Here is a 17,878-nt window from a genome sequence, read left to right as displayed (position 1 = left end):
ATCGGGCAGCGCCGCAGGTCGCTACCGTGGGTCCACCAAGTTACTTCTGAGTAAATTCGCTAGGAGGCGCGGTGGCCCCCACCACCCGGCAGCCCGCCGAGCACCCGGACCCGCCGGCCGCCGTCCCCCCGCCGGCCGCCCGCGGCAAGGGCCGCCCCCGCAGCGCCGCCGCCGACCTCGCCATCCTGGACGCCACCCGCGAGGCACTCGCCGAACTCGGCTGGGGCGGGCTCACCATGGGCGACGTCGCCCAGCGCGCCGGAGTCGCCAAGACCACCCTCTACCGCCGCTGGCCCTCCAAGAGCGAACTCGTGGTCGACGCCATCGCCAGCCTCTTCGACCAGCTGGAGTGTGCCGACCACGGCAGCCTGCAGGCCGACATCGAGGCCGTGGTCGCCCGGTTCGCCGAACTCCTCACCCGCCCCGAGACGCAGGCCGCGCTGCTCGCCCTGTTCGCCGAGGGCACCCGGGACCTCCAACTGCGCCGCCGCATCCGGGAACGGATCGTCCAGCCGCAGAAGGTCCTGGTCCAGCTCGGCCTGGCCAACGCCCAGGCCCGCGGCGAGATGGACCCCGGCCTGGACCCGGCCACCGCCGACGAGGAGATCGACATCATCTTCGACACCATCGCCGGCACCGTCGAACACCGGCTGCTGGTGAGCGGCGAACCCGTCTCCCCGGACTGGGTCCGCCGCTTCTCCACCCTGCTCCTCAACCCCTTCCCGGGGCTGCTGCACTGACGCCGGGTCAGACCGGCAGCGGCAGCGCCGCCAGCCGCTCCGGGTCGCCCAGCACGTCGATCCGCGCCACCAGGCCGTCCACCACGGTGAACGCCATCACCGACACCGGGCGGCCGTCCACCACCGTCAGCACGCCGTAGGCGCCGTTCACCAGCACCAGCCGCGCGTACGGGGCCAGCGCCCGGAAGCCGGCCGCCGAGGAGGCGATCGCCGCCCCGCCCCGCAGCACCCGGGACAGCGCCGCCGGCGCGCCGCCGTCCGACCGCAGCACCGCGTCCGGGGCCAGCACCCGGACCAGGCCCTCGAAGTCGCCCTCCCGGGCCGCCGACAGGAACGCCTCCACCGCGCCGCGCTGCGCCGCCGGGTCGCGGTCCGGCACCGGCGCCCGCTCCTTCACCCGCCGACGCGCCCGGCTCGCCGACTGCCGCACCGCCGCCGGGGACTTCTCCAGCAGCGGCGCGATCTCCTCGAACGGCACCGCGAACAGGTCGTGCAGCACGAACGCCAGCCGCTCCGCCGGGCCGAGCGTCCCCAGCACCACCTGCAGCGCCATCCCGACCCGGTCGCCCAGCAGCGCCGCAGCCTCCGGGTCGTCCCGCTCCGGCGCGGCCAGCACCGGGTCCGGCACCCGGGTGTCCAGCTCCTCCTCCCGGCGCCGGTCCCGGCTGCGCAGCTCGTTCAGGCAGACCCGGGACACCACCGTGGTGAGCCAGCCGCCGAGGTTCTCCACCTCCTCCGCGTGCCGGTCCAGCCGCAGCCACGCCTCCTGCACGGCGTCCTCGGCCTCCCCCAGCGACCCCAGCATCCGGTACGCCACCGCCCGCAGCCTGGGCCGGTGCTCCTCGAACCGCTCCGCGAGAAGAGTTCCCCCACTCATCTGTCACATCCCTTTCCCGGTCGGGGTCAACCCAGCAGACACCCACTGTGGCAGCACGGAACGGAGCACCTCCCATGACCATCCTCGTCACCGGCGGCACCGGCACCCTCGGCACCCTCGTCGTCCCCCGGCTGCTCGCCGCGGGCCGCACCGTCCGCGTCCTCAGCCGGCACGACCGCCCCGCGGCCGACGGCGTCCGGTACGTCCGCGGCGACCTGGTCGCCGGCACCGGCCTCACCGGCGCGCTGGACGGCGTCGACACCGTGCTGCACCTGGCCGGCGGCGCGAAGGGCGACGACACGGCGGCGCGGCACCTCGCCGACGCGATGGCCCGGGCGGGCGGCGTCCGGCACGTGGTGATGGTCTCGGTGATCGGCGCGGACACCATGCCGCTCGGCTGGTTCCGCGCCAAGCGCGACGCGGAGCGGGCGGTCGCCGACAGCGGCGTCCCCTGGACGGTGCTGCGCGCCGCCCAGTTCCACACTCTCGTCCGGACCATGGCCGGCAAGCTCACCAGGTTCCCCGTGGTGCCCGACCCGCGCGGCCTGCGCTTCGAACCCGTCGACCCCCGCGAGGTCGCCGACCGCCTGGTCGCCCTCGCCCTCGGCGCCCCGGCCGGCCTCGTCCCGGACCTGGCCGGCCCCCGCACCTACACCTTCGCGGAGCTCCTGCGCACCGTCCGCCCCCGCCCGGCCCTCCCGCTCCCGCTGGCCGGCAGGGTCGGCCGCGCCTACCGCGACGGCGAGAACCTCGCGGGTGAGAACGCCACCCGGGGCGCCCGCACCTGGGAGGAGTTCCTCGCCGAAGGGTGAACCGGCCGCGCGGGGAACCGCGCGAGCGGGGCAGGCACGCCGGACCACCCGCAGGCCGTTGTCCTGCGTCGCGATCCTGCGGTCGGCGCCTTCCGCTTCGCGCAGCTCCCCGCGCTCCGTTCCCGCACCCGGCTGCCTGCCTAGAAGCTGGCGTTCTCCCGGTAGGTGCCCCACTCGTCGCGCAGCGCGTGGCAGATCTCGCCGAGCGTCGCCTCCGCGCGGACGGCCTGCAGCATCGGCTCGATCATGTTGGCGCCGGAGCGGGCGGCGTCGAGCATGGCGTCGAGGCCGGCCCGGACGGCGTTCTCGTCGCGCCGCGACTTGCGCTCGCCGAGCACCCGCACCTGCTCGCGTTCGACCTCGTGGCTGACCCGGAGGATCTCCAGTTCGGGGGTGACGCTGCGGGGGTGGCAGTTGACGCCGACGACCCGCTTCTCGCCCTTCTCGACGCCCTGCTGGTAGCGGAACGCGGCCTCCGCGATCTCGCCGGTGAACCAGCCCTCCTCGATGCCGCGCAGGATGCCGGAGGTCATCGGGCCGATCGGGTGCTCGGCACTGCCCTTGTCGAGGATGCGCTGGAAGATCTCCTCGACCTGCGCCTCGATCTTGTCGGTGAGCGCCTCGACGTACCAGGAGCCGCCGAGCGGGTCGGCGACGTTGGTGACGCCGGTCTCCTCCATGATCACCTGCTGGGTGCGCAGCGCGATCTCGGCGGCCTGCTCGCTGGGGAGCGCGAGGGTCTCGTCGAGGGCGTTGGTGTGCAGCGAGTTGGTGCCGCCGAGGACGGCCGAGAGCGCCTCGACCGCGGTGCGGACCACGTTGTTGTAGGGCTGCTGCGCGGTGAGCGAGACGCCGGCGGTCTGGGTGTGGAAGCGCAGCCACTGCGCCTTGTCGGTCCTGGCGCCGAAGTGGTCGCGCATCCAGCGGGCCCAGATGCGGCGGGCGGCGCGGAACTTGGCGATCTCCTCGAAGAAGTCGAGGTGGGCGTCGAAGAAGAAGGAGAGGCCGGGGGCGAAGACGTCCACGTCCAGGCCGCGCGACAGGCCCAGCTCCACGTACGCGAGGCCGTCGGCGAGGGTGTAGGCGAGTTCCTGGGCGGCGGTGGCCCCGGCCTCGCGGATGTGGTAGCCGGAGACCGAGAGCGGCTTGTAGGCGGGGATGCCCTTGGCGCAGTGCTCCATCAGGTCGCCGATCAGGCGCAGGTGCGGCTCGGGGGCGAACAGCCACTCCTTCTGCGCGATGTACTCCTTGAAGATGTCGGTCTGCAGGGTGCCGTTGAGGACGGCGGGGTCGACGCCCTGGCGCTCGGCGGCGACCAGGTACATGCAGAAGATCGGGACGGCGGGGCCGGAGATGGTCATCGAGGTGGTGACCTCGCCGAGCGGGATGCCGTTGAACAGCACCTCCATGTCGGCGGCGGAGTCGATGGCGACGCCGCAGTGGCCGACCTCGCCGAGGGAGCGGGCGTCGTCGGAGTCGTAGCCCATCAGGGTGGGCATGTCGAAGGCGACGGAGAGGCCGCCGCCGCCCGCCTCCAGGATCATCCGGTAGCGCTCGTTGGTCTGCTCGGCGTTGCCGAAGCCGGCGAACTGCCGGATGGTCCAGGCGCGGCCGCGGTAGCCGGTGGGGTGCAGGCCGCGGGTGAAGGGGTACTCGCCGGGCCAGCCGATCCGTTCGAAGCCCTCGACCTCCTGGCCGGCCGGCGGGCCGTAGACGGGCTCGACGGTTTCGCCGCTCAGCGTGGTGAAGTCGGCGTCGCGCTTGCGCGCCTTGTCGTACCGCTGCTGCCAGCGCTGCCGGCCGGCTTCGATCTGCTCGGCGTCCATCGGCTCCGACTCCGCTCCGTGCGGCCGCCCCGGTGGGTGGACGGCACAACTACTTGGATGTCCTACTAATTTACTCGGACGTCCTACTACCTGTCGATGGCCGTCCGCCCGGACACGCCCGAACCTGCCCCCGGACACGCGAAGGGCGCCCCTCCCGATCGGGAGGGGCGCCCGGCAGAGTCGGTGCGGCGGGGCGTCAGGCGGCGGCCGGCTCCGTGGCGATCAGCGGGGCGACCTCGCGGCTGACCTTGCGCTCGACGAAGAACACGGCGGTGGGGACGGTGCCGGCCAGCAGGACCCAGGCGAGCTTGCCGATCGGCCACTTGGCCTTGGTGCCGAGGTCGAAGGCGAGCACCAGGTAGATGACGTACAGCCAGCCGTGCGCGATGCCGACGGCCGTGGTGAAGCCCGCGGCGCCCGACATGTCCAGGGCGTACTTGGCGATCACCCCGACGGTGAGCAGGATCAGGAGGACGCCGGTGATGTAGGCCATGGCACGGTAGCGGGTCAGCACACTCTGCTTCATGGCATCGAGGGTAACCGGCCCTACGCCCGTTCCCGGCCGGGGCCCTCCTGGTGCGGCAGCTGGAAGTCGCCGGCGGCGACCCGCAGCGGGCGGAGCAGCTCGAACACCTCGCGGCAGGCGTCCTCGTCGTAGCCCTCCAGGCCGAACTCGACGTCCATCAGTTCCCGGGTGGCGCTCTCGACGACCTCGCGGCCGCGGGCGGTGATGGCGGCGAGGACGCCGCGGCCGTCGAGCGGGTTGGGGCGGCGGGTGACGAGCCCGGCGCGCTCCAGGCGGTCGACGGTGTTGGTGACGCTGGTGGGGTGGACCATCAGCCGCTCGCCGATCTTGGACAGCGGGAGCTCGCCGGAGCGGCTGAAGGTGAGCAGCACCAGGGCCTCGTAGCGGGCGAAGGTCAGGCCGTAGGGCTTGACCACGGCGTCGACCCGGGAGAGCAGGATCTGGTGGGCGCGCATCACCGAGGTGATCGCCGCCATGGCCGGCACGCTGCCCCAGCGGCGGGTCCAGAGCTCGTCGGCGCGGGCGATCGGGTCGAAGTCGAGGGCGAGGGGCTTGGGCACGCCCCCACCGTACCCGCGGGGCGGGACGGGGGTAGCAGGTGTCCACGATGGTGGACAAGGCCCGCCCGCTGGCGGGATCGCGCCAAACAGACAACCGCCGGGGCGCGGCGGCCTTTTACACCGCATATTCCGTCACTATTCAGTGAAAGCACGGGAGTTGGGCCGGAGCCCAGCCCGCGCCGGGTGGTTCGCAGCGAAACCTCCGATTTCCTGACCGTTCCATTGCCGGGGCGCTGGCGAGAGTTTGCCAATAGTTGCCTGGGTGCTGTTCCGGGATTTGAACCGTTGTCATGCTTCTGCCCAGCCCCGTTCGACACCGCCGGCCCCACCCCACCGGCGACCGTCGCCTGACCGCACGGAGCTGCACGTCAGCACCCGTATCCGCCCCAGCAGGCACTGACCCCGGTGCCCCGGAACGAGGTGCGACCGCACATGCGGTTGATCCGGAAGGAACCCGTACGTGAAGCGAAAGCTCGCTGTCGGAGCCGTTCTCTCTGCCTCGGCCCTGCTGGCCGGCGCGATCCAGGTGAGTGCCGGGATCGCGCAGGCCGCCCCGAACCCCGCCGCCCAGAACGCCGCGGGCCAGCACCGCGGCGAACTGCTGGCGCTGGCCGCCTCGCAGGCCCCCTCCGCCGCCAAGGCCCTGGGCCTGGGCGCCCAGGAGAAGCTGGTGGTCAAGGACGCCATCGTCGACGCCGACGGCACCCGCCACCTCCGCTACGAGCGCACCTACGACGGGCTGCCCGTGCTCGGCGGCGACCTGGTCGTGCACCAGGACGCCAAGGGCAAGGTCAAGTCCTCCGACAAGGCCGTCGCCGGCAGCCTGGCCCCCGCCTCGCTGACCCCGAAGCTGACGGCCGCTCAGGCCGCCGGCAAGGCGACCGGCGCGGTGCAGTCGACCGTCGGCATCTCCAAGGACGCCGACGAGTCCGCCCTCACCTCGGTCACCGGTGCCAGCGGCAGCGCCCAGCTGGTGATCTGGGCCGCCGACGGCGCCCCGCGCCTGGCCTACCGCACCACCGTCGAGGGCGTCCGCGCCGACGGCACCCCGAGCCGTCAGCTGCTGGTCACCGACGCGGACACCGGCGCGGTCCTCTCCACGCACGAGGAGATCCAGACCGTCGACGCCGCCGGCACCGGCAACGGCGTCTTCGTCGGCAGCGTCCCGCTGACCACCACCCTGTCCAGCAGCACCTACTCGCTGAAGGACGCCACCCGCGGCGGCCAGTACACCACCAACCTGGCCAACAAGACCTCGGGCAAGGGCACCCTCTACTCGAAGACCACCAACACCTGGGGCAACGGCACCGTCTCCAACGGCGAGTCCGCGGCCGTGGACGCCCAGTACGGCGCGGCCGTCACCTGGGACTTCTACAAGAACACCTTCGGCCGCAGCGGCATCCGCAACGACGGTGTCGGCGCGTACAGCCGGGTCCACTACGGACGCAACTACGTCAACGCGTTCTGGGACGACAGCTGCTTCTGCATGACCTACGGCGACGGCGCCTCGAACACCCACCCGCTGACCGAGCTGGACGTCTCGGGCCACGAGATGAGCCACGGCGTCACCTCCAACACCGCCGGCCTGAACTACTCGGGCGAGTCCGGCGGCCTGAACGAGGCGACCTCGGACATCTTCGGCACCATGGTGGAGTTCTACGCCAACCTGTCGAAGGACGTGCCGGACTACCTGATCGGCGAGCTGATCGACATCAACGGCAACGGCACGCCGCTGCGCTACATGGACAAGCCCTCCAAGGACGGCGCGTCCGCCGACTACTGGTCCTCCACGGTCGGCAGCAAGGACGTCCACTACTCCTCGGGCGTCGCCAACCACTTCTTCTACCTGCTGGCCGAGGGCAGCGGCGCGAAGACCATCAACGGCGTCAGCTACAACTCGCCGACCTACAACGGCGCCGCCGTCTCCGGCATCGGCCGGGACAAGGCCGCCCAGGTCTGGTACCGGGCGCTGAGCGTCTACATGACCTCCAGCACCAACTACAAGGGCGCGCGCACCGCGACCCTGAGCGCGGCCGCCGACCTGTACGGCTCCGGCTCCGCCGAGTACAACGCGGTGGCCGCGGCGTGGACCGCCGTCAACGTCAGCTGACCCCCGCCGGGTAGCGAAAAAGCCCGCGGCGGTCGGGCCTCTCACGAGGAGGCCCGACCGCCGCGCACCACGTTCTGCCGTCAGGCGGTCGCCGGCTTCCCGGCGTCCAGCTCGCCGCGCTCCTCCTTGGCCAGCATCCGCTCGGCGAAGAAGCCGCCGGTGGGCAGCACCGACAGCACGAACAGCACCAGCGCGCGCTTCGGCTCCCAGCGCCGGGCCTGGTACGCCTGCACCAGGAAGATCACGTACAGCACGAACAGCGCGCCGTGGATCGCGCCCATCACCGGGACGCCGTTGAAGCTGGTGGTGCGCTTCAGCACCGAGCAGACCAGCAGCAGGATGAACGACAGGCCCTCGGGCCCGGAGACCAGGCGCAGGCGGTGGACGGCGGCGATGCTCTTCACGGGGCTTCCTCACAGGGCACGGCGGGCGACTGGGCTTGTGAACGGATGCACAAACCAGGCCTATTATCACCGACCCGCCTCCTGCCCCGACCCCTGACCCCCTATCCTGCTGTGCTGCGCGCGGCCTGACCGGCAGGCCCGCGGACCGACGGGGGAAGCACGCCATGCGGAGACGAGACTGGGACCGGCACACCTGTGCCCGGCGCGGCCACATCACCTACGCGCCGGACGAGACCGACCTGCGCGAGCGGCTGCACGCCGCCACCGCCCTGGGCACCGCCTGGCGCTGCCTGCGCTGCGGCGACTTCGCGCTCGGCGAGCCGCACGGCTCCGGCCCCGCCGAGGACGCCCCGCTGGTGCCCCGCGGCAAGGCCCTGCGCGACCTGTTCATCCTGCGCTTCCTCGCCGTCGAACGGCTGCTGCGCGGCCTGCTGATCGTGGTCGCGGCCTGGGCGGTGTGGAAGTTCTCCAACAGCCAGGACGCGGTCCGCCGGATCTTCGACGAGAACCTCACCGTCTTCAAGCCGGTCACCGACCACTTCCACTACGACCTCGACCACTCGCCGATCGTCGACACCATCCGCAAGACCTTCGAGTACCGGCACAACACGCTGATCTACGTCGCCGTCGCGCTGGTCGTCTACGCGCTGGTCGAGATCGTCGAGGCGTTCGGCCTCTGGTGGGGGCACCGCTGGGCCGAGTACCTGACGGTGGTCGCCACCGCCGCCTTCCTGCCCCTGGAGGGCTACGAACTCAGCGAGCACGTCAGCGCGCTGAAGATCTGCACGCTGCTGCTCAACATCGCCGCGGTGCTCTGGATCATGCTCTCCAAGCGGCTGTTCGGGCTGCGCGGCGGCCGCGCCGCGTTCGAGGCCGAGCGCCACTCCGCCTCGCTCCTGGAGGTCGAGACCTCCGCGGGGTCGGTCCCGCAGACCGCCTGACGCCGCGTCCGATGTACGGGTTTGGTACCGAACGGGTACCAGCCCGCGCCGCCCCCTCCCCGCACCGGGGCGGGGGCCGCTACATTCCGGGACGTGGCACAGTTCCGACTCCAGGGGTCCAAGGTCCTCGCCGTCGATCTCGCCGGGGACACCGTCAAGGCACGCAACGGCTCGATGGTCGCCTACACCGGGCAGATGGGCTTCAAGAAGCTCTCCGGCGGCGGCGACGGCCTGCGCGGCATGGTCACCCGCCGGCTCACCGGCGAGCGCATGGAGGTCATGGAGGTGAAGGGGCAGGGCACCTGCTACTTCGCCGACCAGGCCACCGAGATCAATCTGGTCCGGCTGAACGGCGAGACGCTGTTCGTCGAGTCCGACAACCTGCTCTGCACCGAGGCGACGCTGCGCACCGGCACCTCCTTCACCGGCCTGAACGGCATGGCGAGCGGCAACGGCCTGTTCACCACCAAGGTCGAGGGCCAGGGCTGGGCCGCCGTCACCTCGCGCGGCCCGGCGGTGATCCTGCGGGTCGCCCAGGGCCTGCCGCTGCGCGTCGACCCGGGCGCGTACGTCGCGCACACCGGCAACCTGAACCGCGCCCTCAAGTCCGGCGCCGGCTGGACCACGCTGGTCGGCGAGGGCGGCGGCGAGGCCATGCAGGTCGAGTTCACCGGAGAGGGCCTGGTCTACGTCCAGCCCTCCGAGCGCCTGACCTTCGGGGGCGACGTCTGATGGCCTTCACCCGGATCAACAACAAGATGGTCTCCGCGCAGATCGTGCCCGGCCAGCGGGTCCTGTCGCAGCGCGGCTCGATGCTCGGCTACACCGGCGAGGTCACCTTCCGGCCCAACCTGATGGGCGGTCAGGGCGGCGTCATGTCGATGATCGGCCGCCGGGTCGCCAACGAGGACACCCCGCTGATGACCGTCGAGGGCCACGGCACCGTGATGTTCGGCCACGGCGGGCACCACGTCCACGTCATCGACCTGGCCGGCGACACCCTGTACGTCGAGGCGGACCGGCTGCTCGCCTTCGAGGGCAGCCTCCAGCAGTCCACCATGTTCATGGGCCAGCAGGGCGGGCTGATGGGCGTGGTCCGCGGCCAGGTCACCGGCCAGGGCCTGTTCACCACCCAGCTCAGCGGCAAGGGCGCGGTCGCGGTGATGGCCCACGGCGGCGTCGTCGAACTCCCCGTCTCCCCCGGCCTCCCCGTCCACGTCGACCCGCAGGCCTACGTCGCGCACCGCGGCCAGGTCACCAACAAGCTCTCCAGCGCCCTCGGTTGGCGCGACATGATCGGACGCGGCTCCGGCGAGGCCTTCCAACTCGAACTCTCCGGACAGGGCATGGTGTACGTGCAGGCCAGCGAGGTGAAGCTCTGATGTCCTACCCCCCGCAGCCGGGCAACCCGTACGGCCAGCAGCCGCCGCCGTACCCGCCGCAGGGCCCGCCGCCCGGCTACTCCCAGCAGCAGTACCAGCAGTCGTACCAGGCCACCCAGGTCGGCATGCCGGCCCCGCAGGTCCCGCCGCCGGCCGGGCAGTTCGGGGCGCCGCTGCTGCAGGCCCCCGGCGGCGAGGGCCCGCAGGTCTGGGACCCGCACTCGCTGCCCGCCGACGACAACGTCAACCCGTACTGCTTCTCGGTCGACCTGAACGGCGCGTACTACCTGCAGAAGGGGAAGATGATCGCCTACTACGGCGAGATGCGCTTCTCCGGGATCGGCCGCGGCGCCCTCGACCGGGTCCTCGAACAGAACTTCAACTCCCCGCTGCACGCCTCCGACTGGGTCGTCGCCGAGGGCCGCGGCAAGCTGCTGCTCGCCGACCGGGCCTACGACCTCAACTCGTACGACCTGGAGGACGGCAACCTGACGGTCCGTTCGGGCAACCTGCTGGCCTTCGAACCCAGCCTGCGGCTCAAGCAGTCGATCATCCCCGGGTTCCTCACCCTGATCGGCACCGGCAAGTTCGTCGCCGCGTCCAACGGCCCCGTGCACTTCGTCGAACCCCCGATCCGGGTCGACCCGCAGGCCCTGGTCGGCTGGGCCGACTGCCCCGCCCCCTGCCACCACTACGACCACAGCTACCTGCACGGCGTCCTCGGCGGCATCCGGCACCTGACCGGGATCGGCGGCGCGAGCGGCGAGGAGCACCAGTACGAGTTCATCGGCGCCGGCCAGGTGCTGATGCAGTCCTCGGAGACCCTGATGGCCGAGAGGTCCGTCGGCGTCGTCGGCGAACAGTCGGGGGTCCCCCACCAGCAGCCCACCCAGGCCGTCCCGGGCCTCGGCAACCTGGGCAACCTGGGGGACCTCGGCCGCCGGTTCGGACTGTAGGGGCGCGCCACCAGGGGCGCGTGGGGCCCGTCCCGTCCCCGCGCGCCCCTGTCTTCGTCCCCTACAGCGCCGTGAACGTCACCGGCAGCGAGACCAGGGCCCGGTGCACCGGGCCGGGGCGCCAGAGGATCTCGTCCGCCGGGACGGCGAGCCGGAGGTCGGTGAGGCGGCTGATCAGGTACTCGATCGCCGTGACGGCCATCAGCACGGCGGGCTGCCGGGCGGGGCAGCGGTGCGGGCCGGCGCCCCAGGCCAGGTGCGCGTAGGAGCCGCCGAGCGACTCGCTCTCGTTCGCGGGCAGCGCGGCCTGCGCGTTCGCGGAGGCGTAGGACACCAGCACCGGCTGGTCGGGCCCGAGCGCGGTGCCGTGGAAGACGATGTTCCGCCGTGCGTAGTGCGGGGCGAAGTTGGACAGCGGGGGGTCGTTCCAGAGCACCTCGTTGACCGCGTCGTGCGCGGTCATCGCGCCGCTGTGCAGCGAGCCGGCGTAGCGGTCGTCGGAGAGCATCCGCAGCAGCGCGTTGGCGGTGAGGTTGGCGGTGGGCTCGTGGCCGGCCATCAGGGTCAGGGTGATGTGCCGGACGACCTCCTCGTCGGCGAGTCGCGCCGGGTGGTTGAGGAAGGCGGAGATCAGGTCGTGCCGGGGCGCGGTGCGGCGCTCGGCGACCAGGCCGGTGATGACGGCGACCAGGTCGGCGTACGCGGCGGCGGCGCCGGTGGAGGACTCGAAGGAGCGGTAGATCGCCGAGCTGATCCGGTCGATGTCCTGGTCGGGGATGCCGTACCAGGAGGTGAGGATCAGCAGCGGGACGCGGTAGGCGTACTGGCCGAGCAGGTCGGCCTTGCCGGTGCCGGCGAACTCGGCGATGAGCTGTTCGGCGACGGCGGTGGTGTCGCGCTGCAGCAGGTGCGGTTCGAGGATGCCGATGCTGTCGGCGATGACCTGCCGGTAGCGGGCGTGCGCGGCGCCGTCGGAGAACAGCGCGGTGGGGCGCCAGCCCATCATCGGCAGGATCGGCGAGTCGGCGGGCTGGGTGGCCTGCCAGGCGCGCGGGTCGCGGGTCCAGGTGTCGGTGTCGCGGAGGATCTCCAGGGCGACGTGGTAGTCGGTGACCAGCCAGGCGTCGATGCCGGGGGCGAGTTCGACCGGGGCGAGCGGTCCGCGGTCGCGCAGCCGGGCGTAGTGGGCGTGCGGCCGGGCGGCGAACTGCGGGCCGTAGAGGGCGGTGCGGGTCATGGGGCGGTCTCCTGGGGGAGGCGGTCCAGGACGTGCTCGGTGAGGGCGATCAGGGCGTCCAGGCAGCCTTCGCGTTCCCTGGCGTCGCACTCGATCAGCGGGGTCGCGGGGTCGAGGTCGAGCGCGGCGCGGATCCGGTCGAGTTCGATCGGCGGGGTGTCGGGGAAGCGGTTGACGGCGACGGCGTAGGGCAGGCCGGCCTCCTCGATGAGGTCCATCGCGTCGAAGGCGTCGGCGAGCCGGCGGGTGTCGGCGAGGATCAGGGCGCCGAGGGCGCCGCGGGCGAGGTCCTCCCAGAGCGGGAGGAAGCGGCGCTGGCCGGGGGTGCCGAAGAGGTAGAGGACGAGGTCGCCGCCGGGCAGGGTGAGCCGTCCGAAGTCGACGGCGACGGTGGTGGCGGTCTTGCCGGGGATCCGGGCGGTGTCGTCGACCGGGATTCCCTGGGCGGTCATGGTCTCCTCGGTGTGCAGCGTCGGGATCTCCGACAGCGAGCGCACGAAGGTGGTCTTCCCGACCCCGAACGGCCCGGTGACCATGAGTTTCATCAGGATCGGGTCGGTGGCGGGCAGGTACACCGGGCTGCTGCCCGTGCTACTTGAGGGCGCGAAGTCCACTGAGGAGCCTTTCGGCGAGGTCCCGGTTGACCGGCTGGGCGGAGGGGATCGGCGCGCGCACCTTGAGGGCGCCGCGCTCGGCCAGGTCGGCGGCGATGAAGACCGTCGCGCTGACCGGGAGCCGCAGGTGGGCGGCCGCCTCGGCGACGGTCAGGGCGCCGGGGCGGACGAGCTCCCATAACTGGCGGTGTTCGCCGCCGAGGCCGGCCGGGAGGTCGGCGGCGGCGTGCAGGATGCTGAGCCGGTCCAGGCTGTGCCGGCCGGGGGCGAGTTCGCGGCCCTGGGTGGCCAGGTAGGCCGGGACGAGCCGGCGGCGGGGCCCGCTGGGTGTGGTCATGTCCCGCTCGCCTCCCGGGCGGGGCTGGCGAGTGCTCTGGCGAGGGCGGCGACCTGGACCTGCATCTGGTAGGCGATGGTGCCGAGGTCGGCGCCGGGGACGGCGAACACCGCGAGCGAGGAGTTGGCGCCGGCGGGGGTGACGACGGCGTAGCCGAGGTCGGACTCGACGACGGTCTGGGTGAGCCGGACCTGCTCGGCCTCGGTGAAGGCGACGGTGAAGGCGCGGGCGGCGGCGTGCAGCGAGGCGGTCATCGCGGCGACCCGGTCGGCGTTGTCCCGGCCGAGGTCGGCGGAGTGGCCGGTGACCAGGCCGTCGCCGGTGGCGATGACGGCGTTCTGCACACCGGGCAGGTCGAGCAGCGGGGTGAGGACCCAGGAGAGGTCCTCGGTGTGGCGGCGGAGCTGGGCGGTCACGGGGTTTCGACTCCTTCGGGTGCGGCGGGTCCTTCGGGGCCCGGGCTCAGGTGGGCGGCGCTGCGTCCGGCGAGCGTGCCGGACTGCAGGGCGGACCATGCGGAGCGGGCCCGGTCGGGGGTGCTGCCCGCCGGGGACGGGAGGGGGGACGGCGCGTCCTGCTGCGGGACGCGCGGGCTGCGGCGCTTGCGGGTGGGCAGCGCGTCGCCCGCGTCGAACACCGGTGTGGTCTGGGTGATCGGGCGGGGGGCGAGCGCGGAGAGCGGGGCGGCCGGGTCGGTGAGGGTGAGCAGGTCGGCGGGCAGCCGGAGGATCGCCCGGACGCCGCCGTAGGGGGACGGCTCGACCCGGCAGCCGAAGCCGAACTGCCGGCAGAGCAGGCCGACGACGGCGAAGCCGGCCTGCGGCGGGTCGCCGAGTTCGGTGAGCAGGACCTCGGCCTGGCCGTCGAGCAGGTCGCCGGCCCGTTCCAGCTGGTCGGGTTCCATGCCGACGCCCATGTCGTCGACCACCACCAGGGCGCCGGCGCTGCCCTGTTCGATGGAGACCACGACCCGGGTCTCGGGGTGGGAGTAGGCGGTGGCGTTGCCGAGGATCTCGGCGAGGGCGATGGCGACGGGCTCGGCGGCCCGGGCGGCCACCGCGAGGCGGGGTTCGCGCAGGTGGTTGGTGATCTCGATGCGGGCGTAGCCGGCCACCCGGGACTGCGCGCCGACGCAGAGTTCGGCGAGCGGCGAGTCCTCCCGGGTCATGCCGGGCCAGGCGCCGGAGAGCACCGCGAGGGACTGGACCCGGCGCAGCGTCAGTTCGTTGCGGAAGTCGAGGGCCAGCAGGCGCGGGTCGTCGACGCTGAGCTGGATCTCCTCCAGCAGCGAGCGGACCTGGATCAGCAGGGCCTGGATCTTGGAGGCGGCGCCGCGCAGGGCGGCCCGGGCGGCGGCGTCGGTGCGCTCGCGTTCGGCGAGCACGGCCCGGACTGCGGCGGTGAGCGCGGTGTCCAGGGCGTGGTGGAGTTCGTCGGTGCCGCCGGTGGTGTCGAGCGGTCCGGGGACGGGCGTCCTGGGGTGGTTGAGCGCGGTGGCGGCGGCGGGGAGCCGCTCGTGCGCGAGGTGGCCGAGTTCGCGCACGGCGGCGGCGTACCGGGCGTCGGCGACGGTGCGGTGGGCCTCGGCGGCGCGGGCCTCGGTCTCGGCGCCGTGGGCGCGGTCCTCGGCGGCGTCGGCGCGGGCGGTGGCGGTGCGGGCCCGGTTGTCGGCGTCGGCGGCGCGGCGTTCGGCGTCGGCGCAGCGCTGCTCGGCGTCGGCGGCGCGCTGTTCGGCGGCGCGGGCGGTGTGGGCGGCGCGCCGGGCGGACCACAGCAGCGGTCCTGCGGTCAGGGCGGCGCCGGCCAGCAGGGCGAGCACGATCACGACCATGGGGTCCTCGGGGGTGTCGTCGTCGCGGGTCGGGGGGTCAGACGGTGCTGGCGGCGTTCTCGGCGCCGTGCTGCCGGGCGAGGCCGGCCATCCGGCCGAAGACCTCCAGCATGGCGGGCGGCTCGCTGCCGTCGAGGTGCCGGTACTCGGTGGCGAGGGTGACCAGCAGGCGTTCGGGCAGGCCGAGTTCGGGGTAGCGCCGTTCGTCGATGACGGTCTGCGCGGCCTCGGCGACCGGGACGCCGGCGGCGTGCAGGGCGTGCGCGCGGTCGCGGACGTGGCCGAGGTACTCGGCGTGGGCGCGCAGGTCGTAGCGGGTGAGCAGCGGGCCGTGGCCGGGGACGATCGTCTCGGCGCCGGTGGCGAGGACGCGTTCGACGGCGGCGATGACGTTGCCGAGCGGGCCGGCCCAGTGCACGGGGTGGTCGCCGGGCTGGGTGGCGGTGGAGCCGAACACGATGTCGCCGGTGAACACGGTGGAGCGGGTGGGCAGGTGGACGATCAGGTCGCCGCTGGTGTGGGCCGGCGGGAGGCTGCTGACCTGGACCGGGATGTCGCCGACGCGGAGTTCGAGTTCGCCGGTGAACACGGTGTCGGGCCGGATCGCCGGGGTGTCGGACCAGTCGAAGCAGCCGAAGTGCTCGTGCAGGTAGGAGCCGGTGTCGCTGGCCGGGTCGAGGGTCTTCAGCAGGGAGTGCTGCTGCTCGGGGGTGGGCTCGTAGGCGATGTGGTGCAGCGCCTCGTGGGTGGTGATGAGTTCGGCGTCGGGCAGGACGCCGGCGCCCCACATGTGGTCGCCGTTGGCGTGGGTGACGACGATGCGGTCGACGGTGACGCCCTTGCGGAGCACGGCGCGGGTGCGGTCCAGGAACTGGCCGGCCAGCTTCCGGTCGTACGGGGTGTCGATCCACAGCGCGGTGGTGTCGGACGCGACCAGGCCGCAATTGGCCAGGCCCCATCCGCGCTGCTGCGGCTGCCAGGCGTACACGCCGTCGGCTATCGAATGGAAGTTCGCGGTCCGCGTCGTCATGGGCGCGATTATGCCTAACATGCCGTCACCATCCGACTGCACCCCGCAAATTGAGCATGCCCGTTTCAATTCGGCCAGGCGGGAAGGCGGTTGTGCGGATACGGAGCGATCGCTCCGACCGGGGGCGGACCTTTACCCCCGGCCGCCGGTTGTGAACTCGTACAACATTGAACAATGTCGTATACTCGGTGCCATGGATACTCCTGTGACCGAAGCGCCTGCGGTCCCCTCCTCCCGCCCGGAGGAGGAGGTCCCGTGGCTCGACGCCCGTGAGCAGCGGTTCTGGCGCGCCCACCTGGAGGTCGGGAAGCTGCTCGAACACCAGCTGAGCCGGGAGCTGCAGGCCCACAACCTCGCCATCAACGACTACGAGATCCTGGTGGTGCTCTCCGAGTCGCCCGAGCGCCGGATGCGGATGACCGACCTGGCCACCGCCACCCTGCAGTCCAAGAGCCGCCTCTCCCACCAGATCACCCGGATGGAGGCGGCGGGCCTGGTGCTGCGCCAGGAGTGCCCCGGCGACCGCCGCGGCCTCTACGCGCACCTGACCGACCTCGGCTGGGAGACGCTGCGCAAGGTCGCCCCCGACCACGTGCGCAGCGTCCGCGAGCACTTCGTCGACCGCCTGACCGACGAGCAGCTGGACGCCATGTACAGCGCCCTCGCCCCGATCGTCGAGCACCTGCGGGCGCTGCGCGGCCGGAGCTGAACCGCCCCGCTCAGCCGGTCAGTTCGGCGACCAGCCGGTCGGCGGCGGAGTAGGGGTCGAGGGTGCCCTCGGCGACCTGGCCGGCCAGCGCGTCCAGGTGCCGGTCGCCGCGCAGGTCGCCGATCCGGGCGCGCAGCGCGGCCAGCGTGATCGCCTCGACCTCCTGGGCGGCCCGGCGCCGCCGCCGGGCGGCGAGCTCGCCGGTCTCGGCCAGCCAGCCGTGGTGCTTCTCCAGCGCCTCGACCAGCTCGTCCACGCCCTCGCCGCGGGCGGCCACGGTCTTCACGATCGGCGGCCGCCAGTCGCCGGGCTGCCGGGACTCCCCCAGGCCCAGCATGTGGTTCAGCTCGCGGGCGGTGGCGTCCGCGCCGTCCCGGTCGGCCTTGTTGACCACGAACACGTCGCCGATCTCCAGGATGCCCGCCTTGGCGGCCTGGATGCCGTCGCCCATGCCCGGCGCGAGCAGCACCACCGAGGTGTCGGCCTGCGCGGCGATCTCCACCTCGGACTGGCCGACGCCGACGGTCTCCACCAGGATCACGTCGCAGCCCGCCCCGTCCAGCACCCGCAGCGCCTGCGGGGCCGCCCAGGACAGGCCGCCGAGGTGGCCGCGGGTGGCCATCGAGCGGATGAACACCTCCGGGTCGGTGGCGTGCTCCTGCATCCGCACCCGGTCGCCGAGCAGCGCCCCGCCGGAGAACGGCGAGGACGGGTCGACGGCGAGCACCCCGACCCGCTTGCCGAGCCTGCGGTAGGCGGTCACCAGCGCGGAGGTCGAGGTGGACTTGCCCACCCCGGGCGAGCCGGTCAGGCCCACCGTGTACGCGCGCCCGCTGTACGGGGCCAGCGCGGCCATCACCTCGCGCAGCTCCGGGGCGGCGTTCTCCACCAGGGTGATCAGCCGGGCCACCGCCCGGGGGCGGCCCTGCCGGGCCTGCTCGACCAGCGTCGCCACATCGGCCATCGGGTTGCTCCTCGCAGCAGAA

At 72.9% G+C, this 17,878-nt stretch carries 20 protein-coding genes; 8 read left to right on the top strand and 12 right to left on the bottom strand.

Annotated elements, in window-relative coordinates; genetic code table 11:
- Positions 1 to 71 precede the first annotated feature (71 nt).
- The gene (locus ACFV1L_RS04120; RefSeq protein ID WP_380362665.1) at positions 72 to 740 is read left to right on the top strand and encodes a TetR/AcrR family transcriptional regulator; all 669 of its coding nucleotides are present in this window, start codon (positions 72 to 74) and stop codon (positions 738 to 740) included.
- Positions 741 to 747: 7 nt separating this feature from the next.
- On the opposite strand, the gene ACFV1L_RS04115 is transcribed toward ACFV1L_RS04120, so the two are convergent.
- Positions 748 to 1,617, bottom strand: a complete 870-nt coding sequence (locus ACFV1L_RS04115; protein ID WP_380362663.1) for a sigma-70 family RNA polymerase sigma factor — start codon at positions 1,615 to 1,617, stop codon at positions 748 to 750.
- Positions 1,618 to 1,691: 74 nt separating this feature from the next.
- Between ACFV1L_RS04115 and ACFV1L_RS04110 the strand changes: the two genes are divergently transcribed.
- Positions 1,692 to 2,429 (top strand): SDR family oxidoreductase, encoded by a 738-nt coding sequence (locus tag ACFV1L_RS04110; RefSeq protein WP_380362661.1) that lies wholly within the window; start codon positions 1,692 to 1,694, stop codon positions 2,427 to 2,429.
- Positions 2,430 to 2,569: 140 nt separating this feature from the next.
- Here ACFV1L_RS04110 and ACFV1L_RS04105 read toward each other — a convergent pair whose 3' ends face one another.
- From ACFV1L_RS04105 to ACFV1L_RS04095, 3 genes are all read right to left on the bottom strand, one after another.
- A complete protein-coding gene (locus ACFV1L_RS04105; RefSeq protein WP_380362660.1) occupies positions 2,570 to 4,255 on the bottom strand; it encodes a methylmalonyl-CoA mutase in 1,686 nt (561 codons plus the stop codon).
- A gap of 196 nt (positions 4,256 to 4,451) precedes the next feature.
- On the bottom strand, positions 4,452 to 4,781 hold the full coding sequence (locus ACFV1L_RS04100) for a DUF3817 domain-containing protein (RefSeq protein WP_380362659.1): 330 nt from the start codon (positions 4,779 to 4,781) through the stop codon (positions 4,452 to 4,454).
- Positions 4,782 to 4,801: 20 nt separating this feature from the next.
- Entirely contained in the window at positions 4,802 to 5,341 is a 540-nt protein-coding gene (locus tag ACFV1L_RS04095) for a MarR family winged helix-turn-helix transcriptional regulator (protein WP_380362657.1), read from the bottom strand.
- A 460-nt stretch (positions 5,342 to 5,801) separates the two neighbouring features.
- Here ACFV1L_RS04095 and ACFV1L_RS04090 point away from each other — a divergent pair, with 460 nt between their 5' ends.
- Positions 5,802 to 7,451 carry a M4 family metallopeptidase gene (locus ACFV1L_RS04090; protein WP_380362656.1) on the top strand — a complete coding sequence of 550 codons (1,650 nt, stop codon included), beginning with the start codon at positions 5,802 to 5,804 and terminating at the stop codon, positions 7,449 to 7,451.
- An 80-nt stretch (positions 7,452 to 7,531) separates the two neighbouring features.
- Here ACFV1L_RS04090 and ACFV1L_RS04085 read toward each other — a convergent pair whose 3' ends face one another.
- Positions 7,532 to 7,855 carry a DUF3817 domain-containing protein gene (locus ACFV1L_RS04085; protein WP_380362654.1) on the bottom strand — a complete coding sequence of 108 codons (324 nt, stop codon included), beginning with the start codon at positions 7,853 to 7,855 and terminating at the stop codon, positions 7,532 to 7,534.
- A gap of 164 nt (positions 7,856 to 8,019) precedes the next feature.
- Between ACFV1L_RS04085 and ACFV1L_RS04080 the strand changes: the two genes are divergently transcribed.
- The 4 genes from ACFV1L_RS04080 to ACFV1L_RS04065 all read left to right on the top strand — a co-directional run bounded on the left by ACFV1L_RS04080 (position 8,020) and on the right by ACFV1L_RS04065 (position 11,134).
- Positions 8,020 to 8,796: a DUF2127 domain-containing protein gene (locus ACFV1L_RS04080; protein WP_380362652.1), complete on the top strand. Its 777-nt coding sequence runs from the start codon at positions 8,020 to 8,022 to the stop codon at positions 8,794 to 8,796.
- A 93-nt stretch (positions 8,797 to 8,889) separates the two neighbouring features.
- Complete coding sequence (locus ACFV1L_RS04075) at positions 8,890 to 9,528, top strand: AIM24 family protein (RefSeq protein WP_380362651.1); 639 nt, start codon at positions 8,890 to 8,892, stop codon at positions 9,526 to 9,528.
- Entirely contained in the window at positions 9,528 to 10,178 is a 651-nt protein-coding gene (locus tag ACFV1L_RS04070; protein ID WP_380362649.1) for an AIM24 family protein, read from the top strand. Before ACFV1L_RS04075 ends, ACFV1L_RS04070 begins: the two co-directional genes overlap by 1 nt.
- A gap of 125 nt (positions 10,179 to 10,303) precedes the next feature.
- On the top strand, positions 10,304 to 11,134 hold the full coding sequence (locus ACFV1L_RS04065) for an AIM24 family protein (RefSeq protein WP_380362804.1): 831 nt from the start codon (positions 10,304 to 10,306) through the stop codon (positions 11,132 to 11,134).
- Between the two features lie 61 nt (positions 11,135 to 11,195).
- Here the strand turns inward: ACFV1L_RS04065 and ACFV1L_RS04060 are convergent, their stop codons facing one another.
- The 6 genes from ACFV1L_RS04060 to ACFV1L_RS04035 are packed head-to-tail and all read right to left on the bottom strand — an operon-like array spanning position 11,196 to position 16,183.
- On the bottom strand, positions 11,196 to 12,371 hold the full coding sequence (locus ACFV1L_RS04060; protein ID WP_380362648.1) for a cytochrome P450: 1,176 nt from the start codon (positions 12,369 to 12,371) through the stop codon (positions 11,196 to 11,198).
- A complete protein-coding gene (locus ACFV1L_RS04055) occupies positions 12,368 to 12,985 on the bottom strand; it encodes an ATP/GTP-binding protein (protein ID WP_380362646.1) in 618 nt (205 codons plus the stop codon). The genes ACFV1L_RS04060 and ACFV1L_RS04055 overlap by 4 nt, the downstream gene beginning before the upstream one ends.
- On the bottom strand, positions 12,963 to 13,322 hold the full coding sequence (locus tag ACFV1L_RS04050) for a DUF742 domain-containing protein (protein WP_073814179.1): 360 nt from the start codon (positions 13,320 to 13,322) through the stop codon (positions 12,963 to 12,965). Before ACFV1L_RS04050 ends, ACFV1L_RS04055 begins: the two co-directional genes overlap by 23 nt.
- Positions 13,319 to 13,738, bottom strand: a complete 420-nt coding sequence (locus tag ACFV1L_RS04045) for a roadblock/LC7 domain-containing protein (protein WP_380362644.1) — start codon at positions 13,736 to 13,738, stop codon at positions 13,319 to 13,321. Before ACFV1L_RS04045 ends, ACFV1L_RS04050 begins: the two co-directional genes overlap by 4 nt.
- Positions 13,735 to 15,153, bottom strand: a complete 1,419-nt coding sequence (locus tag ACFV1L_RS04040) for an ATP-binding protein (RefSeq protein ID WP_380362643.1) — start codon at positions 15,151 to 15,153, stop codon at positions 13,735 to 13,737. The genes ACFV1L_RS04045 and ACFV1L_RS04040 overlap by 4 nt, the downstream gene beginning before the upstream one ends.
- 37 nt (positions 15,154 to 15,190) lie before the next feature.
- Positions 15,191 to 16,183, bottom strand: a complete 993-nt coding sequence (locus ACFV1L_RS04035; RefSeq protein WP_380362642.1) for an MBL fold metallo-hydrolase — start codon at positions 16,181 to 16,183, stop codon at positions 15,191 to 15,193.
- A 193-nt stretch (positions 16,184 to 16,376) separates the two neighbouring features.
- Here ACFV1L_RS04035 and ACFV1L_RS04030 point away from each other — a divergent pair, with 193 nt between their 5' ends.
- Positions 16,377 to 16,892: a MarR family winged helix-turn-helix transcriptional regulator gene (locus ACFV1L_RS04030; RefSeq protein WP_380362641.1), complete on the top strand. Its 516-nt coding sequence runs from the start codon at positions 16,377 to 16,379 to the stop codon at positions 16,890 to 16,892.
- Between the two features lie 10 nt (positions 16,893 to 16,902).
- Here the strand turns inward: ACFV1L_RS04030 and meaB are convergent, their stop codons facing one another.
- Positions 16,903 to 17,856: a methylmalonyl Co-A mutase-associated GTPase MeaB gene (meaB, locus tag ACFV1L_RS04025; RefSeq protein WP_380362639.1), complete on the bottom strand. Its 954-nt coding sequence runs from the start codon at positions 17,854 to 17,856 to the stop codon at positions 16,903 to 16,905.
- Between the last annotated feature and the right edge of the window lie 22 nt (positions 17,857 to 17,878).

Source organism: Kitasatospora sp. NPDC059646, from assembly GCF_042734615.1.
Lineage (GTDB): Bacteria > Actinomycetota > Actinomycetes > Streptomycetales > Streptomycetaceae > Kitasatospora.
Note: the sequence above shows the minus strand (reverse complement) of the source record. Positions and strands in the feature narration are given on the sequence as shown.